Annotated in this window: 13 protein-coding genes and 1 tRNA gene; 2 read left to right on the top strand and 12 right to left on the bottom strand. The window is 58.2% G+C overall.

Annotated features, from left to right (window positions below; translation table 11 throughout):
* Positions 1-7 precede the first annotated feature (7 nt).
* From glmU to pcsA, 7 genes are all read right to left on the bottom strand, one after another.
* Positions 8-1,369, bottom strand: coding sequence for a bifunctional UDP-N-acetylglucosamine diphosphorylase/glucosamine-1-phosphate N-acetyltransferase GlmU (gene glmU, locus AVCG78_RS06360; protein WP_071585112.1), 1,362 nt, complete (start codon positions 1,367-1,369; stop codon positions 8-10).
* Positions 1,370-1,465: 96 nt separating this feature from the next.
* Positions 1,466-1,726: a pentapeptide repeat-containing protein gene (locus AVCG78_RS06355; protein WP_071206675.1), complete on the bottom strand. Its 261-nt coding sequence runs from the start codon at positions 1,724-1,726 to the stop codon at positions 1,466-1,468.
* Between the two features lie 84 nt (positions 1,727-1,810).
* Complete coding sequence (locus tag AVCG78_RS06350; RefSeq protein ID WP_071206676.1) at positions 1,811-2,884, bottom strand: BMP family ABC transporter substrate-binding protein; 1,074 nt, start codon at positions 2,882-2,884, stop codon at positions 1,811-1,813.
* Positions 2,885-2,920: 36 nt separating this feature from the next.
* On the bottom strand, positions 2,921-3,838 hold the full coding sequence (locus AVCG78_RS06345; protein ID WP_071206677.1) for an ABC transporter permease: 918 nt from the start codon (positions 3,836-3,838) through the stop codon (positions 2,921-2,923).
* A complete protein-coding gene (locus AVCG78_RS06340) occupies positions 3,835-4,944 on the bottom strand; it encodes an ABC transporter permease (protein ID WP_071206678.1) in 1,110 nt (369 codons plus the stop codon). Before AVCG78_RS06340 ends, AVCG78_RS06345 begins: the two co-directional genes overlap by 4 nt.
* A complete protein-coding gene (locus AVCG78_RS06335; protein ID WP_071206679.1) occupies positions 4,934-6,532 on the bottom strand; it encodes an ABC transporter ATP-binding protein in 1,599 nt (532 codons plus the stop codon). Before AVCG78_RS06335 ends, AVCG78_RS06340 begins: the two co-directional genes overlap by 11 nt.
* Positions 6,533-6,701: 169 nt before the next feature.
* Complete coding sequence (gene pcsA, locus AVCG78_RS06330; RefSeq protein WP_015915968.1) at positions 6,702-7,427, bottom strand: phosphatidylcholine synthase; 726 nt, start codon at positions 7,425-7,427, stop codon at positions 6,702-6,704.
* Between the two features lie 197 nt (positions 7,428-7,624).
* Between pcsA and AVCG78_RS06325 the strand changes: the two genes are divergently transcribed.
* On the top strand, positions 7,625-8,833 hold the full coding sequence (locus AVCG78_RS06325) for a UbiH/UbiF family hydroxylase (protein WP_071206680.1): 1,209 nt from the start codon (positions 7,625-7,627) through the stop codon (positions 8,831-8,833).
* Positions 8,834-8,857: 24 nt separating this feature from the next.
* Here AVCG78_RS06325 and AVCG78_RS06320 read toward each other — a convergent pair whose 3' ends face one another.
* Entirely contained in the window at positions 8,858-9,604 is a 747-nt protein-coding gene (locus tag AVCG78_RS06320) for a cytochrome c biogenesis CcdA family protein (protein WP_015915966.1), read from the bottom strand.
* A 193-nt stretch (positions 9,605-9,797) separates the two neighbouring features.
* On the opposite strand from AVCG78_RS06320, the gene AVCG78_RS06315 reads away from it, so the two are divergent.
* Positions 9,798-9,873, top strand: a tRNA-Lys gene (locus tag AVCG78_RS06315).
* A 44-nt stretch (positions 9,874-9,917) separates the two neighbouring features.
* On the opposite strand, the gene AVCG78_RS06310 is transcribed toward AVCG78_RS06315, so the two are convergent.
* From AVCG78_RS06310 to metG, 4 genes are read right to left on the bottom strand one after another with little or no spacing between them, the layout of a single operon-like run.
* On the bottom strand, positions 9,918-11,702 hold the full coding sequence (locus AVCG78_RS06310; protein WP_071206681.1) for a chloride channel protein: 1,785 nt from the start codon (positions 11,700-11,702) through the stop codon (positions 9,918-9,920).
* 34 nt (positions 11,703-11,736) lie between these two features.
* Positions 11,737-12,555: an MBL fold metallo-hydrolase gene (locus tag AVCG78_RS06305; RefSeq protein WP_071206682.1), complete on the bottom strand. Its 819-nt coding sequence runs from the start codon at positions 12,553-12,555 to the stop codon at positions 11,737-11,739.
* A gap of 7 nt (positions 12,556-12,562) precedes the next feature.
* Positions 12,563-13,345 (bottom strand): TatD family hydrolase, encoded by a 783-nt coding sequence (locus tag AVCG78_RS06300; RefSeq protein ID WP_071206683.1) that lies wholly within the window; start codon positions 13,343-13,345, stop codon positions 12,563-12,565.
* Positions 13,346-13,348: 3 nt separating this feature from the next.
* Positions 13,349-14,926, bottom strand: coding sequence for a methionine--tRNA ligase (metG, locus tag AVCG78_RS06295; RefSeq protein WP_071585109.1), 1,578 nt, complete (start codon positions 14,924-14,926; stop codon positions 13,349-13,351).
* Positions 14,927-15,086 lie beyond the last annotated feature (160 nt).

The raw sequence follows: 15,086 nt of genomic DNA, 5'->3' as shown, positions 1-15,086 counted from the left end.
TCCGTGATCACGAACCGGATTTTTTCATGGCCTTAATTGCAAGATTCCGCTCCCGGATCGCTTTTGCCCGCTCCGGTTTGACTTCCTGACGCGCCCGGCCAAGTGCCAACGCATCGGCAGGCACATCATCCGTAATCACGCTGCCAGAGGCGATCAACGCGCCATCACCAATCGTCACCGGGGCGACGAGGGCGCTGTTGGAGCCGATAAAGGCGTTGGCACCAATCCGGGTCTCATGCTTGTTCACCCCATCGTAATTGCAGGTAATCGTGCCTGCGCCAATGTTGGTTTCCGCGCCAATAAAGGCATCACCGATATAGGTGAGATGGTTGATCTTTGCACCAGCGCCAATCTCGGCCTTTTTCACCTCGCAGAAATTGCCGACCTTGGATCCCTCGCCCAGATTGGCCCCGGGCCGCAGCCGCGCAAACGGGCCAACCGTGGCACCAGACGCCACATGCGCACCTTCCAGATGCGAAAAGGCATGGATCACTGCACCGCTTTCCACCGTCACGCCGGGGCCGAACACTACATTCGGCTCGATCAGCACATCCTGGGCCAGCACAGTATCATAGGCCAAAAACACGGTTTCCGGGGCAATCATCGAGACGCCTGACAGCATCAGTTCATGACGCCGACGCTCCTGCCAGAGCTTTTCGATCACCGCCAGTTCGGCGCGATTGTTGCACCCGGCCAGCTCGGCTTCCGGCGCATCGACGGCGACCGCCTTGCCACCCAGAGACCTGATGATTTCGACGAGATCGGTCAGGTAATATTCACCCTTGGCGTTGGCATTGCCGATCTGCCCCAGAAGGTCCAGCGCCTTCGCCCCATTGATGGCCATCAAGCCACTATTGCACCACGTCACCTTGCGCTCTTCGTCGCTGGCATCCTTTTCTTCGCGGATGGCGACCAATTCACCGTCCTCGACCAGAAGACGGCCATAGCCGGTCGGCTTTTCAGTGTGAAAACCGATCACCGCAATGTCATTGCCGTCAGCCAAAGCCGCACGTGCCGCCAGCAGCGGACCTGGCGTAATCAGCGGCGCATCGCCATAGGCCACCAGAATATCGTCATAGCCTCTGGCCAGTGCCTCACGCGCCGTTAGAACGGCATGGCCGGTGCCAAGCCGCTCGGTCTGCTCGAAGGGCGTGACCGACAGGCCTTTGATGCTGGCGGCTTGTGTGACCTTATCGGCATCGCGCCCGACGACCAGTGCTACATCGGCAATATCGCTGGCGGCAATCGCCTGCATCACATGGGCAATCATCGGCAGGCCCGCCACCGGATGCAGCACCTTGGACATCGCGGATTTCATTCGCGTGCTATCGCCTGCGGCGAGAATGACGGCAAGACAGGTGCGGCTCATCAGGTATCTCCAGCCAGTATAGGGTCCAGCATGCACGGCAAGGCGACCGGCGAACGCTGTTTACCAGCTTGAATGAAAACTACAAATGGAGAAATATCAGCCGTCTTCGCTACGGGCTGACGAATGGACGGAACGATAAGCTGCCAGCAGCTCTTCAACAGAGATCCCATCGATGGTGGCGCCAGTCATCCGGCAGCCGACGATTTGCAGGCCGGACAGATTGGCGTCGTGAATTTCCGCGCCAGACAAGTTCACATCATTGACCCGCAGACCCGAGAGATTGGCATCCAGAAATTCCGACCCAGACAGATCGCAATCCTTAACATCCAGTCGGTCCGTCACACCATGAAGCTGCATGTTTTGAGATCCTTGTTCGCAAAAAAAGCCGCCCGGCCTTGACCGAGCGGCTCAAACTAACTGGATCGGACCGTCAGGCCAAGATCACTTCGGCAGCTTGTCGTCCACGCCTTCGACATAGAAGTTCATGCCGAGCAGCGTCTTGTCATCAGCCTTTTCACCAGCCTTCAGCCAAGCCGTGCCATCCTGCTTGTTCACAGGACCGGTGAAGGGATGCAATTCGCCGGACTTGATCTTGGCTTCGGTGTCTTCGGCCAGCTTCTTCACATCATCAGGCATGTTGGTGTAGGGCGCCATGGTCAGGATGCCGTCCTTCAGGCCGTCGAAGCTCTGTTCAGAGGTCCATTTGCCGTCCAGCAGGGCCTGCGTGCGCTTGATGTAATAAGCGCCCCAGGTGTCCTTGATGGCTGTTAGCTGCGAGGTCGGGCCAGCAGCGATCATGTCGGAGGCCTGGCCGAACGCCTTGATGCCGCGCTCCTGCGCGATCTGCATTGGAGCCGTGGTGTCGGTGTGCTGGGTCAGGATATCGACGCCCTGGTCCAGCAGCGCCTTGGCGGCATCGGCTTCCTTGCCGGGGTCGAACCAGGTGTTGACCCAGATAACCTTCATTTTGAAATTCGGATTGACGGATTTCGCGCCCTGCTCAAAGGCATTGATGCCCATGACAACTTCGGGAATCGGGAAGGAGGCGATGTAACCGGCCTCACCCTTCGTTGACATCTTACCGGCAATCACGCCGGAAATGTAGCGGCCTTCGTAAAAGCGCGAATTGTAGGTCGCAACATTTTCAGCCGATTTGAAGCCGGTCGCATGTTCGAATTTCACCTTCGGGAATTTCTTGGCGACCTTGACGGTGGCATCCATGAAACCGAAGGAGGTGGTGAAGATCAGCTTGCAGTCTTCGCGGGCCAGACGCTCGATGGCGCGTTCAGCATCCGGGCCTTCCGGCACGTTTTCCAGGAACGGCGTGTCGATCTTGTCGCCGAAATGCTTCTGCAATTCCTGGCGGCCCAGCTCGTGAGCCTGGGTCCAGCCGCCATCCGTCTTGCTGCCGACGTAAACGAAGCAGATCTTGGTCTTGTCGGCGGCGCTGGCGCTACCGGCAACGGAAAGCATTGTGGCGACGGAGGCCGCAAATGCGAGTGCGAGTTTTTTCATAGTTTCCCCTGATTGCATGAGAGTGAAGACGATGGGTCAGCGATCCGGAACGAAAGGCTTTCCCAGAGAAGCGGGCGTATTGATCAACGTCGTGCGCCGATTATGCGAAATCGCGATCAAAACGACAATGGTGGCAGCATAAGGAAGTGCTGATAAAAATTGCGATGGCAATCCGATGCCGAAGGCCTGCGCATGCAGCTGGCCGATGGTGACGGCCCCAAACAGATAGCCGCCCGCCAGCACGCGCCCCGGTCGCCAGGAGGCAAACACCACCAGCGCCAATGCGATCCAGCCGCGACCGGCCGACATGTTTTCCACCCATTGCGGCGTATAGACCAGCGACAATTGCGCCCCGGCCAGCCCCGAACAGGCACCGCCGAACATCACTGCCAGGTAGCGGGTGCGGATGACTTTCAGCCCCAATGTATGCGCAGAGGCCGGGCTATCGCCCACCGCCCGCAGCATCAGCCCAGCCCGGCTTTTAAACAGGAACCAGTGGACGCCAATGACAAGGACAATCGCCAGATAAAAGATCAGATCCTGCCGAAACAGCAGAGGGCCGATGACGGGAATATCCGACAGTACCGGAAACTCAATGGCCTGAAGCTTGATGCCAGGCTTACCGACAAAGCTCTCACCCAACTGGCCGGACACGCCAAGCCCCAGAATAGTCAGCGCCAACCCGGTAGCCACCTGGTTGGTGACAAGCGTCAGCGTCAGAAATCCAAACAGCAGCGAAAATCCTGCCCCGGCGACAATGCCCGCCACCACGCCCAGAAGCGGTGATCCGGTGGAATAGGCAGTCGCGAAAGCGGCAACCGCGCCCATGACCATCATGCCTTCGACGCCGAGATTGAGCACACCGGCGCGCTCAGTGACAAGCTCGCCAAGGGCAGCGATAACCAGCGGGGTTGAGGCAGTGATAACCGTCAGAAGAATGGCTTCGAGGATCATTTCGCACCCTCTGCCACGGAGGAGCGGGTTTTGGAAAACACCAGCCTGATCCTATAATAAATCAACGTGTCGCAGGAGAGCACGAAGAACAGCAACAGCCCCTGAAACACCCGCGCCACCTTATCCGAAACGCCAATGGCCAGCTGCGCGCCCTCGCCGCCCAGATAGGTCAGTGCCAGAACCAAACCGGCAATAATGATACCGAGCGGATTGAGCCTGCCCAGAAACGCGACAATGATCGCCGTAAAGCCATAGCCGGGCGAAATCGACGGCTGCAAGTGATTGATCGACCCAGAAACTTCCGAAATCCCGGCAAGACCGGCCAGGGCGCCGGAAAACAGCATGGAAAACCACACCATGCCCCTGGAGGAAAAGCCAGCAAACCGCCCTGCCCGTTCCGATTGGCCAAGCACGACGATTTCAAAGCCCTTCAGCGTATAGCGCATCATCAACCAGACGCCGACAGCCGCAATCAAGGCAAAGACAAAGCCCCAATGGGCGCGTCCTGAGTCTTCCCAGATGGCAGGCAGAATGCCCTCCGTGACGAATTCGCGGGTCTGGGGAAAATTGAAGCCTTGCGGGTCGCGCCACGGACCGCGCACCAGGTAATCCAGAATGAACTGGGCAATATAGACCAGCATCAGGCTGGTGAGAATTTCATTGGTGTTAAAGCGGGTTTTCAAAAGCGCCGGGATGGCGGCGTAAAGCGCACCACCAATCATGCCCATCACCATCATCAGCGGCAAAAGCAGCGGCAAAAGCAGCGGCGATTGCCATTCGTAAAAGATCACCGGAATGATCGACCCGCAAATCGCCCCAACCGTGAACTGGCCTTCCGCGCCGATATTCCAATTGTTCGAGCGATAACAGACCGACAGTCCAACAGCGATCAGTATCAGCGGTGCCGCCTTGATCGCCAGCTCATGCAGCGACCAGACCTCGGTGAGCGGCGCAATGAAGAAGCTGTAAAGCGCAAAGAACGGGTCCTTGCCCAGCGCTGCAAACATCAACCCGCCGAAAAACAGGGTCAAAGCCAGCGCCAGCAAGGGTGAGACCAGCGTAAACAGCCCGGAAGCGCGGGCGCGCTTTTCCAGTTCAATGCGCATCGGCGCTCTCCAGACCATGCAAGCCGCCCATCAACAGACCGATCTTCTCGCGGTTCATCACGCCACTTGGATAGACTTTCGACAGCCTGCCCTCCGAAATCGCCGCAATCGATGTCGAGACTTCAAAAATCTCGTCCAGATCCTGGCTGATGATCACCACCGCCGAGCCTTGCGCCGCAAGATCGATCAGGGCCTGGCGAATACGGCTGGCCGCACCGGCATCCACACCCCAGGTCGGCTGGTTGACGACCAGCACCGCCGGTTTGCGGTCCAGCTCACGCCCGACAATGAATTTTTGCAGGTTGCCGCCCGAAAGCGATCCGGCGACCGGGTCCTCACCGCTCTTTCGCACATCCATCGCCTCGCAAATCTGCCGGGTGGACGACTTGATGGCGCTGTGGCGGATCAGGCCAAACAGACCTGAGACATAACGCCCACGATCCGAGCGATGCCGCGCCAACAGCAGATTGTCCGACAGCGAAAGCCCGGTAACGGCGGCATGGCCATGGCGCTCTTCCGGCACGAAACCAGCGCCGATCAACCGGCGCCGGTTGATACCGAAGCGCCCAACCGGCTGGCCGCATAGCTGGATGGCCTGATGGTCACGCACGGTATATTCACCCGACAGCACATCGAACAATTCGCTCTGGCCATTGCCAGCCACGCCCGCCAGTCCGAGGATTTCACCCGCGCGGACATTCAGCGACACATCCTTCAACGCCATGGAAAACGGCGTGCGTGCATCGACGCTGAGATTGCGAACAGTGAGTAGGTCCGCACCAACAGGAGCCGCGACATCCGGCGTCACACCGATGACGTCCGCGCCTACCATCATTCGCGCCAGCGTGGACGGGGTTTCCTGACGTGGATCGCAGGTGCCTGTCACCTTGCCGTGGCGCAAAACCGTGGCACGGTCGCAAATGCGCTGCACCTCTTCCAACCGGTGGCTGATATAGAGCACCGAGCGCCCTTCGGCCCGCAGCTTTTCCAGCGTTTCAAACAGCTTGTCGGCCTCCTGCGGGGTCAGCACCGAAGTCGGCTCATCGAGAATGATCAGTTTCGGATTTTGCAACAATGCCCGGACGATTTCGATCCGCTGACGCTCACCCACAGAAAGATCCGCGACATGGGCCGAAGGATCGAGCGGCAAACCGTAAGAGAGCGACAAGGTCCGCGCTTGTTCGGAGATTTCACCAATCGAAACCGAGCGATCCAAGGACAAGGCGATGTTCTCAGCCACGGTCAGCGCTTCAAACAGCGAAAAATGCTGGAAGACCATGCCTATACCAAGCTTGCGTGCCTGCGCTGGTGAGGCAATCTCCACGACACCCTGGTTATCCCAAAGGATCTCGCCAGCGCTCGGGGTCAGCACGCCAAACAGCATTTTGACGAGCGTTGATTTGCCAGCGCCATTTTCCCCCAGCAGGGCATGGATTTCGCCGGGAAGAATGTCAAGATCAATGCCATCGCAGGCGGCAAATGTGCCGAATCGCTTCGTCAGGCTGCGAACCGAAAGCAGCGGAGATGGCGCTACTTCTTTGCTATGCGACACTCGACCCCCTTGCTCCGCCTCGGTTGGGACGAACATCCACAACAAGGAGACGAAACGGATACCTAAACCATTTCAACACCTTCACGTCATGACCCTGCGTGAAGTATAGATTGCTGATCGTATTGATACCGGTTTTATTGCCGCTTACAACTACCGGAAAGGTTATTTTTTGGGTCTTGCCCGTTTTTAAGGCAGAGCATTGTTTTCAACTGCGGCCAAGCGACGGAAAAGCCTGGAGAATTCCACCAATCACATAGAGGTAAATGCCGCTAATAATGAAGGGGATGACCAGGAAAGACGGCGTTTGGAAATGCATCAGCAACGCCGCGCCACCCAGTCCGCACCACAGGAAGAACACCGCCAGATTAAGCGGTCGCAGCCGCTTGACCCGGACGGGATGCAGAAAGCTGATCGGCAGGAAGGTCAGCGCTACGGAAATGCCGACCACAATCATCGCGGTCGTTGCAGAGGCATCGATGACGAACAGGGTAAAAACGATCATATTCCAAACGACTGGAAAGCCGGAGAAGAAATATTCGTCGGTCTTCATGCCCATATCGGCATAGTAGATGGCGCTGGACACCACGATCATTCCGGCAGCGACGAAAGACCAAGGCTGGCCGATCATACCGCTCTGGTAAAGCGCAAAAGCGGGTAGCAGCACATAGGTCACATAGTCGATGATATTATCGAGCGTATCGCCGGACCAATTGGGCAGGACTTCCTTGACCTTGACCTTGCGGGCAATTGGCCCGTCAATGCCATCCACAGCCAGCGCCAGGCCAAGCCACCAGAACATATCGACAAAGCGATGTTCCGCCGCAGCGACGACGCCCAAAAATGCCAGGAACGAGCCGGAGGCTGTCAGAATATGCACGGAGAACGCGCGCATCTCTGCATAGGGTACGCGCTTATAGTTGAAAATCTTCATAATCCGCCGGTAAAAACCCCTTTGATCGGTTGGGGGATATTCTCCGAATCTGCCCCAAATGCAACCTTTCTTCCGGGCTTTACCCGATTTCCAGCGCCATGCCGCGACACAATGCCATTCGCTAGCGCCACGCAAGCCCATGGATTTTCAGCGTCCGACACCCTATTTTGCACATGAACCTATGCAGGGAGAAAACGATGGAAACGGTCGATGTCACGGTAATTGGCGCAGGTCTGGCTGGGTCCGTCGCGGCACTGGCACTGGCCCGACGCGGGCGCAAGGTAACGTTGGTTGCCGGGGATACCCGCCCGAAAGATCGCCGCACCACGGCTCTGATGGATCAATCCATCCGCTTTCTTGACCGTCTCGGCCTATGGGAAGAGCTCAAATCCCAAGGCGAAGCGCTTTCGACCATGCAGATCATCGATGGCACAAAGCGACTGCTGCGCGCGCCGCCCGTCGCGTTTCGCAGTTCTGAAATCGGGCTGGCCGCCTTCGGCTATAATTTTCAAAACAGCGATCTTCTCGATGTGTTCGATGCTGCCCTGGCACGCGAATCCAACCTTACCGTTTTGCATCAACAGGCTGCGTCCATTGATTTCTCCCAGGACAATGCTCGCGTAACACTTGCCGATAACACGGTTATCGAATGCGATCTGGTGGTCGGGGCCGATGGCCGGCACTCTATGACACGCGGCGCGGCCAATGTGGCGGTGCGGACCTGGTCCTATCCGCAAACGGCTGTGGTGCTGAATTTCACCCACACCCTGCCCCACAATAATGTCTCGACCGAATTTCATACGGAAACCGGGCCGTTCACCCAGGTGCCGCTCAAAGGCAATCATTCCAGCCTGGTCTGGGTGGTCGAGCCTGAGGAAGCGGAACGGCTGACGTCCCTGCCGCTCGACGATCTCAGCGCTCTGGTCGAAGCGCGCATGCAGTCTCTGCTGGGCCAAGTCACAGTCGAGGCACCGGCCCAGGCCTGGCCGCTTTCAGGCATGAGCGCCAACCGCTACGGCAAGGGCCGGGCTGTCTTCATAGGCGAGGCAGCGCACGCTTTCCCGCCCATCGGCGCGCAAGGCCTCAATCTCAGCCTGCGCGACATCATGGCGCTGGAGGATTTGGTCGGGCATGAGCCGCAAAAACCGCTCGGCTCGACGCTGGGCGACCGTTTCGATCGCCGCCGCAAGGTGGATGTCTGGAGCCGCACCGCCAGCGTCGATCTTTTAAACCGCTCGCTGCTGTCGTCCTTCCTGCCGGTGCAAATGGTGCGCGCCGCAGGAATTCATCTTCTCTCAAACCTGTCGCCTCTGCGCCATTTTGCCATGCGCGAAGGCGTCGCACCGGGCTGTGGCTTCGGCGCGTTTCCGCAGATGATCCGCGACAAGATCAAATCGCGATTCTGAGATCAGGCGTGATGGACAGAAAACTTATCCGATCCGTGACAGGATCGGAAAGCTTTGCTGGAACCAGATCGCCAGATCGGACACAAAACCAAAGATGAAGGCAAGCCCGGTTACGACCAGAAGCAGCCCCATGAGCTTTTCCACCAGACCGAGATGGCGGCGAAACCGGGTGAGAAACCGCATGAAAGCCCCTGAAAAGCCAGCGGCGATCCAGAACGGAATGGCAAGCCCCAGCGAATAGACCGCCAGCAACACTGCCCCCTGTCCGACCGTGTCACGGGCTGCGGCGACCGCGAGAATAGCACCCAGCACAGGGCCGATGCAGGGCGTCCAGCCAAAGGCAAAGGCTAGCCCCATCACATAGGCCCCTGTCAGGGTCGCGGGCTTGCCGCCACCTGCAAAGCGCATTTCGCGCGCCAAAAGCCCGATGCGAAACAGGCCTAGAAAATTCAGCCCCATAACGATGATGATCAAGCCGCCAATCTTCGACAGGAGATCAAGATGCTGACGCAACATCATACCGATGGAGGACGCGCCCGCCCCGAGCGCCACGAAGACCGTTGCAAAGCCCAGGGTGAAACACAGGGCCGAAAAAATCACCGCCGAGCGCGCCCGCCGGTCAACCGCTACCGCTTCACCGCGAAACTGCTCGACGCTGACGCCCGCCATATAGCAGAGGTAAGGCGGCACCAGCGGCAAAACACAGGGCGAGAGAAAGGACAGGGTCCCGGCCACAAGCGCTGTCAGAAATGGAATTTCAGCAATCGTCACAATGTCCTCACCGCCCGGTATCTATTTTAATCGGTGTGGTAGCCCCGATGGCAATGACGTGCCAATCACCTTTTTGCCAAAGCCATAAAAACCTCTGGTGAAAATGTGAAAAAAGCTGTTTTTTTGGGTTGACCGAAAACATCGCCCTGCATATGGTCCGCGCACTTCCAGAGGGGCAGTTGCTCCGCTTCGGGAGCGCGTAGCTCAGCCGGTAGAGCAACTGACTTTTAATCAGTAGGTCCAGGGTTCGAATCCCTGCGCGCTCACCACTTTCCTAGAAGATACCACCACATCATCTTGGCCCCCGAAGGGTTTAAAACTCGCCTGCAACCTCCCGGCGTCTGAGGTCGAGTTCTTCACTATAGCGGCGAAGCGTGTGGCTTTCGGTCAGCAAGCCGATGGGACGGTTCTGCACACGGTCGTTCATTACGGCCAGCGCTTCACTCTGGGTGGAATCAAAGATGGCGGCGGCCTGCTTGACGTTCATGGTCGGCAAAAGCACATCCTTGGTATAGCGCAGATAGGTTTCCAGGCTGCGGCTCTCATCCTCGCGGTCCATTGGATCGGCATAGATTTCCGGCAAAAGCACGATACCGGCATAGCGTCCGTCGTCATTGACCATGATGACCCGCTGGGTCGAGCCCAATGGAAATTGCTTGCAGAATTCCTCAAGCCCCATGGAGAGCTTGGCGGTGCGGACATCGGCGCGCATCATCTTGGCCACCGTCAGGTCTCGTATCCAGCCGACATCCTGGGCGCTGCGAATGGTTTCTCCGCGCAGGTGAAAACGCCAAGTGGCGAAGGAATAGCCGAACGACACCCTCACCACCAGCGAGGTGGTGATAACAGAGGCAAGCACCAGCGCGGTGATCGGAAAGTCGCCGGTTAGTTCCAGAGCCAGGAAGGTCATGGTCAGCGGTCCACCAATGACGGCGGCGGCAAAGGCGCTCATGCCGACCACGGCATAAATCACCGGCGTCAGCGTCAGAACTGGAAACAGCATGGCCGCAAAGGCAAAGATCTTGCCGAGCAGCGCGCCCATGAACAGCGATGCGAAAAACAGGCCGCCACGAAAGCCGGAGCCGATGGAGATGGCACTGGCAATGGATTTCAGCACGAACAACAGAACCAGTGCATAAAGGCTGCTCTGGGTATTGAGGTTGATATGCAGCGCGCCGTGGCCACCGGCCAGAACCTGTGGGGAAACCAGCGCCAGAAGGCCGATAATGATTCCGCCGATCATCGGCCTGAAGGGCTGGGAGATGAAGCTTTTGCGGGCGGTTTCCTCGATGAAGGAGACGGCCTGCATGAGGACGATGCCGACGCCCGCGCAAACGATGCCGAGCATGACGGCGGGCAGATAATCGATTGGGGTAATATTGCCGACCGCGCCGATATCGATGGACAGCCCCTGCCCGCCGATCTGGCTGGTAACGATTTTTGCCACCAGCGCCGAGACGATCACCGGGGCGAGCGTCACGACGGTATAGGAGCCAATGATCAGTTCAACCGCATAGAAGGCGCCGGTCAGCGGTGCGTCGAAAGCCGCAGCAATGGCGCCTGCCGCCCCGCAGCCGACCAGCAGCCGTAAGTCACCGCGCCGCAGCTTCAGCTTGACGCCGAGCTTGGAGGCAAAGCCGGAGGCGATCTGGGTATAACCGGCCTCCAGCCCGACCGAAGCCCCGAAGCCGTTCGAAATGATATTCTGCACGCAAACGATGATGCTGTCGGTCAGCGACAGCCGTCCACCATGCAACGCATTGGCCTCGATGGGGTCAACCATCGGTTTTTTACGGGTTTTGGACAGAATGAAGACAATGACGCCGAGGATGATGCCGCCGATAATGGGGCCACCCAGCACGATAGGTCCGGTAATGCCGCTGCCACTCAACGTGCCCTCAACGCCGAAGACCAGAAAATGCAGACTGGCGCTTAAGAAACTGACCAGCGACACCAGCAAACCCGCGAGTATGCCGATAATGGCGGCCAGCACCACCAGCCCCAGCTCGCCCCGCCGCAGCAGCGCCTGAAGCCGGGAGGCTTTCAGATTGTTGAGAAAGCTGGCCGTGCTGGGAGATTGAAAGGGCTTGTTCAACATCGTCTATCCTGGCCCGCGCCACGTTTTCAAGAAATCAGGCCGGCAGCGTGACCTCGAATTGCATCTGGTCATACGCCGGCTCGACATGATCAGGCGTTTCGCGCAGGACGGTCTCGTAATCGAGTGGAATATGCATATGGGTCAATATCGCCCGCTTTGGGGCAAGCCTGTCGATCCAGGCCAGCGATTGCGACAGGGACAAATGGCTCGGATGCTCTCTATATTGCAGGGCATCGATAACAAGTACATCCAGCCCAGCCAGACGCGGCACGGTGTGCGCCGGAAAATCGCTGACATCGCTGCAATAGGCGACATCACCGATGCGAAAGCCGAGTGAAATAATGTCGCCATGCTGCTGTTCCAGCGGCATGAGCGCAATGCGCCCGCCTGCGCCATCAATCTCAATCAGACTGTCCATGTCCTCGATGATATGGGGACGCACGATGGGTGGATAATTGCTACCATCAGGGGTCTTCAGGCAGTAACCGAACCCCGTCTCTATCCGGCGCATGGTCTCCGGCTCGGCATAGATCGGAATGCGTCCGCGCTGCATCAAGGAATAGCCGCGCAGGTCGTCGATGCCATGCAAGTGGTCGGCATGGGCGTGGCTATAGACGACGGCGTCCAGGGATTGGACACCCGCACGGATCATCTGCTCACGAAAATCCGGGCCAGTATCGACTAGAACCACGGTCTTGCCGCCATCCGGGCCGATCTGCTCGATCAGGAAAGACGCGCGTGTGCGCCGGTTTTTCGGGTTCGACGGATCGCAATCTCCCCAGTCACCATTGATCCGCGGCACGCCCGGCGAGGATGAGCATCCCAGAATGGTGAAGCGGCGGAGATAGGTCATCGGTCACTCAAAGCCTTGGCATTTTCGAAAACAGTCTCAATGCATTATCCGTGGTGATCGCGGCGATGTCCGCGTAGCTGACACCTTTGACCTCGGCCAGCACCTCCGCCGTATTGACGACATAGGAGGGCTCGTTGCGTTTTCCACGCCAGCGTTTCGGCGCAAGGTAAGGCGCGTCTGTTTCCACCAAAAGGCGATCCAGAGGAATTTCCTTGGCGATATCGCGCAGCTCCTGCGATTTCGGAAAGGTCAGGATGCCGGAAAAGGAAATATAGCCACCCAGCTCGACCCCGGTTTTAGCCAAAGCCACGCCCGCCGAAAAGCAATGCAGAATGAAGGGAAACGCACCCTTGGCGGTCTCGTCGCGCAAGATGTGACCCATGTCGTCATCGGCGCTGCGGCTATGGATCACCAGCGGCAATTGTGTGCGGCGCGATGCCTCGATATGGCGCAGGAAGCCGGTCTTCTGGTCCTCAGGTGTCTGGGTATCGTAGAAATAGTCCAGACCACATTCGCCGATAGCAACGACTTTCTCATGCGTCTCGGCCAGCCGCACCAGATCATCAGCACCAATCTCCAGCTCTTCATTGGCATTGTTGGGATGGGTGCCGACCGAGCAGAATACCGAAGGGTAGCGCTCGGTCAGCGCCAACAGCGCCGGAAGCTTGGCGACACGGGTGGAGATCGTCACCATCTGCTTGACGCCCGCATCATGGGCGCGCTTCACCAGCGCGTCGCGCTCTTCTTCGAAATCGGCGAAATCCAGATGGCAATGGGTATCGATCAACATCACTCAGGCCCTGTCCGCTGCTTTGTCTGCTGCTTTGTCTGCGTCAGTGGCGACGTAGCGCGGGAAGACCGGTGAGACGGCAGGAAGTTCCGTGCCGGGCGTCAGGCGACCGGCCTTGCCCAGTTTGGCGAACACCCGATCATCAGGCGCGATTGCCACGAGATCAAGCAGCTTCGCAGCACTGTCGGGCATGATCGGCTGGAACAGGATGGCAATCTGCCGTACCACTTCCGCTGTCACATACAGCACCGTTTCCATGCGCGGCACATCCGTCTTGCGCAGCACCCAGGGTGCCTGGGCGGCGAAATAACGATCGGCTTCGTTGACGATGTTCATGATCGCGCCCACGGCCTTGTGGATCTGCTGGCGAGACATTTCCTCACGGCAAATGGCAATCGCTTCATCCGCCGTGGCGAGAATAGCCTCGTCAGCCTCGGTCAGAGGGCCGGGCTGCGGCACCTTGCCGTCAAGATTCTTGGCGATCATCGACAGCGAACGGCTGGCGAGATTGCCGATGCCGTTGGCGAGATCGGCATTGATACGCGGAGCAATAAGCTCAGCATTACAGTTGCCGTCCTGCCCAAAAGAAATTTCGCGGCACAGGAAATAACGGACGTTATCAAGACCGAACTGCTGCAACAGGTCAAAGGGGTCAACCACATTCCCGAGCGATTTTGACATCTTCTCGCCCTTGTTCAGAACGAATCCATGGGCAAAAATTCGCTTAGGCAACGCAACACCCGCCGACAGCAGGAAAGCTGGCCAATAGACGGCGTGGAATCGAATGATATCCTTACCGATGATATGGGCGTCTGCCGGCCAGTATTTGGCGCGCGGCCCATTTTCATCGGTCAGATAGCCGGTGGCGGTGATGTAATTGGTCAGCGCATCAACCCAGACATACATCACATGCTTGTCATCGCCGGGCACCTTGATACCCCAATCGAAGGTGGTGCGCGACATCGACAGGTCCTTGAGACCGGACTTAACGAAGGACAGCACCTCGTTGCGGCGCTCATTGGGGCCAATGAAATCCGGCTGATCCTCGTAGAGCTTCAGCAGCTTGTCTTCATAGGCTGAAAGTCGGAAGAAATAGCTCTCCTCCTCCACCCATTCCACCGGCGTGCCTTGCGGCCCATAGCGAACGCCATCGGCGCGCATTTCGGTTTCGTCTTCGGCGTAATAGGCCTCGTCGCGCACCGAATACCAGCCCGCATAGCTGTCCTTGTAGATATCGCCGTTTTTCTCCATCCGCTTCCAGATTTCCTGGCTGGCGGCGTGGTGGCGGGCTTCCGTGGTGCGGATGAAATCGTCGTTGGAGGCATTGAGCAGCTTGCCCATGGCGCGGAATTCGTCAGAATTGCGCTTCGCCAGTTCCTCTGGCGCAATGCCTTCGTTGCGGGCGGTCTGCTGCATTTTCTGGCCATGTTCGTCGGTGCCGGTCAGGAAGAACACATCCTTGCCATCCAGCCGCTGGAAGCGCGCCATCGCATCCGTGGCGATCAGCTCATAGGCATGGCCGATATGCGGCTTGCCGTTCGGGTAGGAAATGGCGGTGGTGATGTAGAACGTATCTTTCATGGGTCGGCCCTTGCAAGTCCGCTTTATCGATCAGGAATGTCCGCCGCTCTTAGCGCATGTCGCCGCGTTGCGAAACAACAAGTTTCTCGACCACGCGCTTTGATAGGGTCTCGCACCTTGACCGCTGCACCCGGCTTTCGCTAGATCGGCCATGTCCGAA

The sequence above is a fragment of the Gillisella vitis genome (genome assembly GCF_021559775.1).
GTDB lineage: Bacteria > Pseudomonadota > Alphaproteobacteria > Rhizobiales > Rhizobiaceae > Allorhizobium > Allorhizobium ampelinum.
Note: the sequence above shows the minus strand (reverse complement) of the source record. Positions and strands in the feature narration are given on the sequence as shown.

What these genes read in the sequence shown, in the direction of transcription:
- glmU (WP_071585112.1), bottom strand. Translation starts at nt 1,369, where the DNA reads ATGAGCCGCACCTGTCTTGCCGTCATTCTCGCCGCAGGCGATAGCACG.
- AVCG78_RS06355 (WP_071206675.1), bottom strand. Translation starts at nt 1,726, where the DNA reads ATGCAGCTTCATGGTGTGACGGACCGACTGGATGTTAAGGATTGCGAT.
- AVCG78_RS06350 (WP_071206676.1), bottom strand. Translation starts at nt 2,884, where the DNA reads ATGAAAAAACTCGCACTCGCATTTGCGGCCTCCGTCGCCACAATGCTT.
- AVCG78_RS06345 (WP_071206677.1), bottom strand. Translation starts at nt 3,838, where the DNA reads ATGATCCTCGAAGCCATTCTTCTGACGGTTATCACTGCCTCAACCCCG.
- AVCG78_RS06340 (WP_071206678.1), bottom strand. Translation starts at nt 4,944, where the DNA reads ATGCGCATTGAACTGGAAAAGCGCGCCCGCGCTTCCGGGCTGTTTACG.
- AVCG78_RS06335 (WP_071206679.1), bottom strand. Translation starts at nt 6,532, where the DNA reads ATGTTCGTCCCAACCGAGGCGGAGCAAGGGGGTCGAGTGTCGCATAGC.
- pcsA (WP_015915968.1), bottom strand. Translation starts at nt 7,427, where the DNA reads ATGAAGATTTTCAACTATAAGCGCGTACCCTATGCAGAGATGCGCGCG.
- AVCG78_RS06325 (WP_071206680.1), top strand. Translation starts at nt 7,625, where the DNA reads ATGGAAACGGTCGATGTCACGGTAATTGGCGCAGGTCTGGCTGGGTCC.
- AVCG78_RS06310 (WP_071206681.1), bottom strand. Translation starts at nt 11,702, where the DNA reads ATGTTGAACAAGCCCTTTCAATCTCCCAGCACGGCCAGCTTTCTCAAC.
- AVCG78_RS06305 (WP_071206682.1), bottom strand. Translation starts at nt 12,555, where the DNA reads ATGACCTATCTCCGCCGCTTCACCATTCTGGGATGCTCATCCTCGCCG.
- AVCG78_RS06300 (WP_071206683.1), bottom strand. Translation starts at nt 13,345, where the DNA reads ATGTTGATCGATACCCATTGCCATCTGGATTTCGCCGATTTCGAAGAA.
- metG (WP_071585109.1), bottom strand. Translation starts at nt 14,926, where the DNA reads ATGAAAGATACGTTCTACATCACCACCGCCATTTCCTACCCGAACGGC.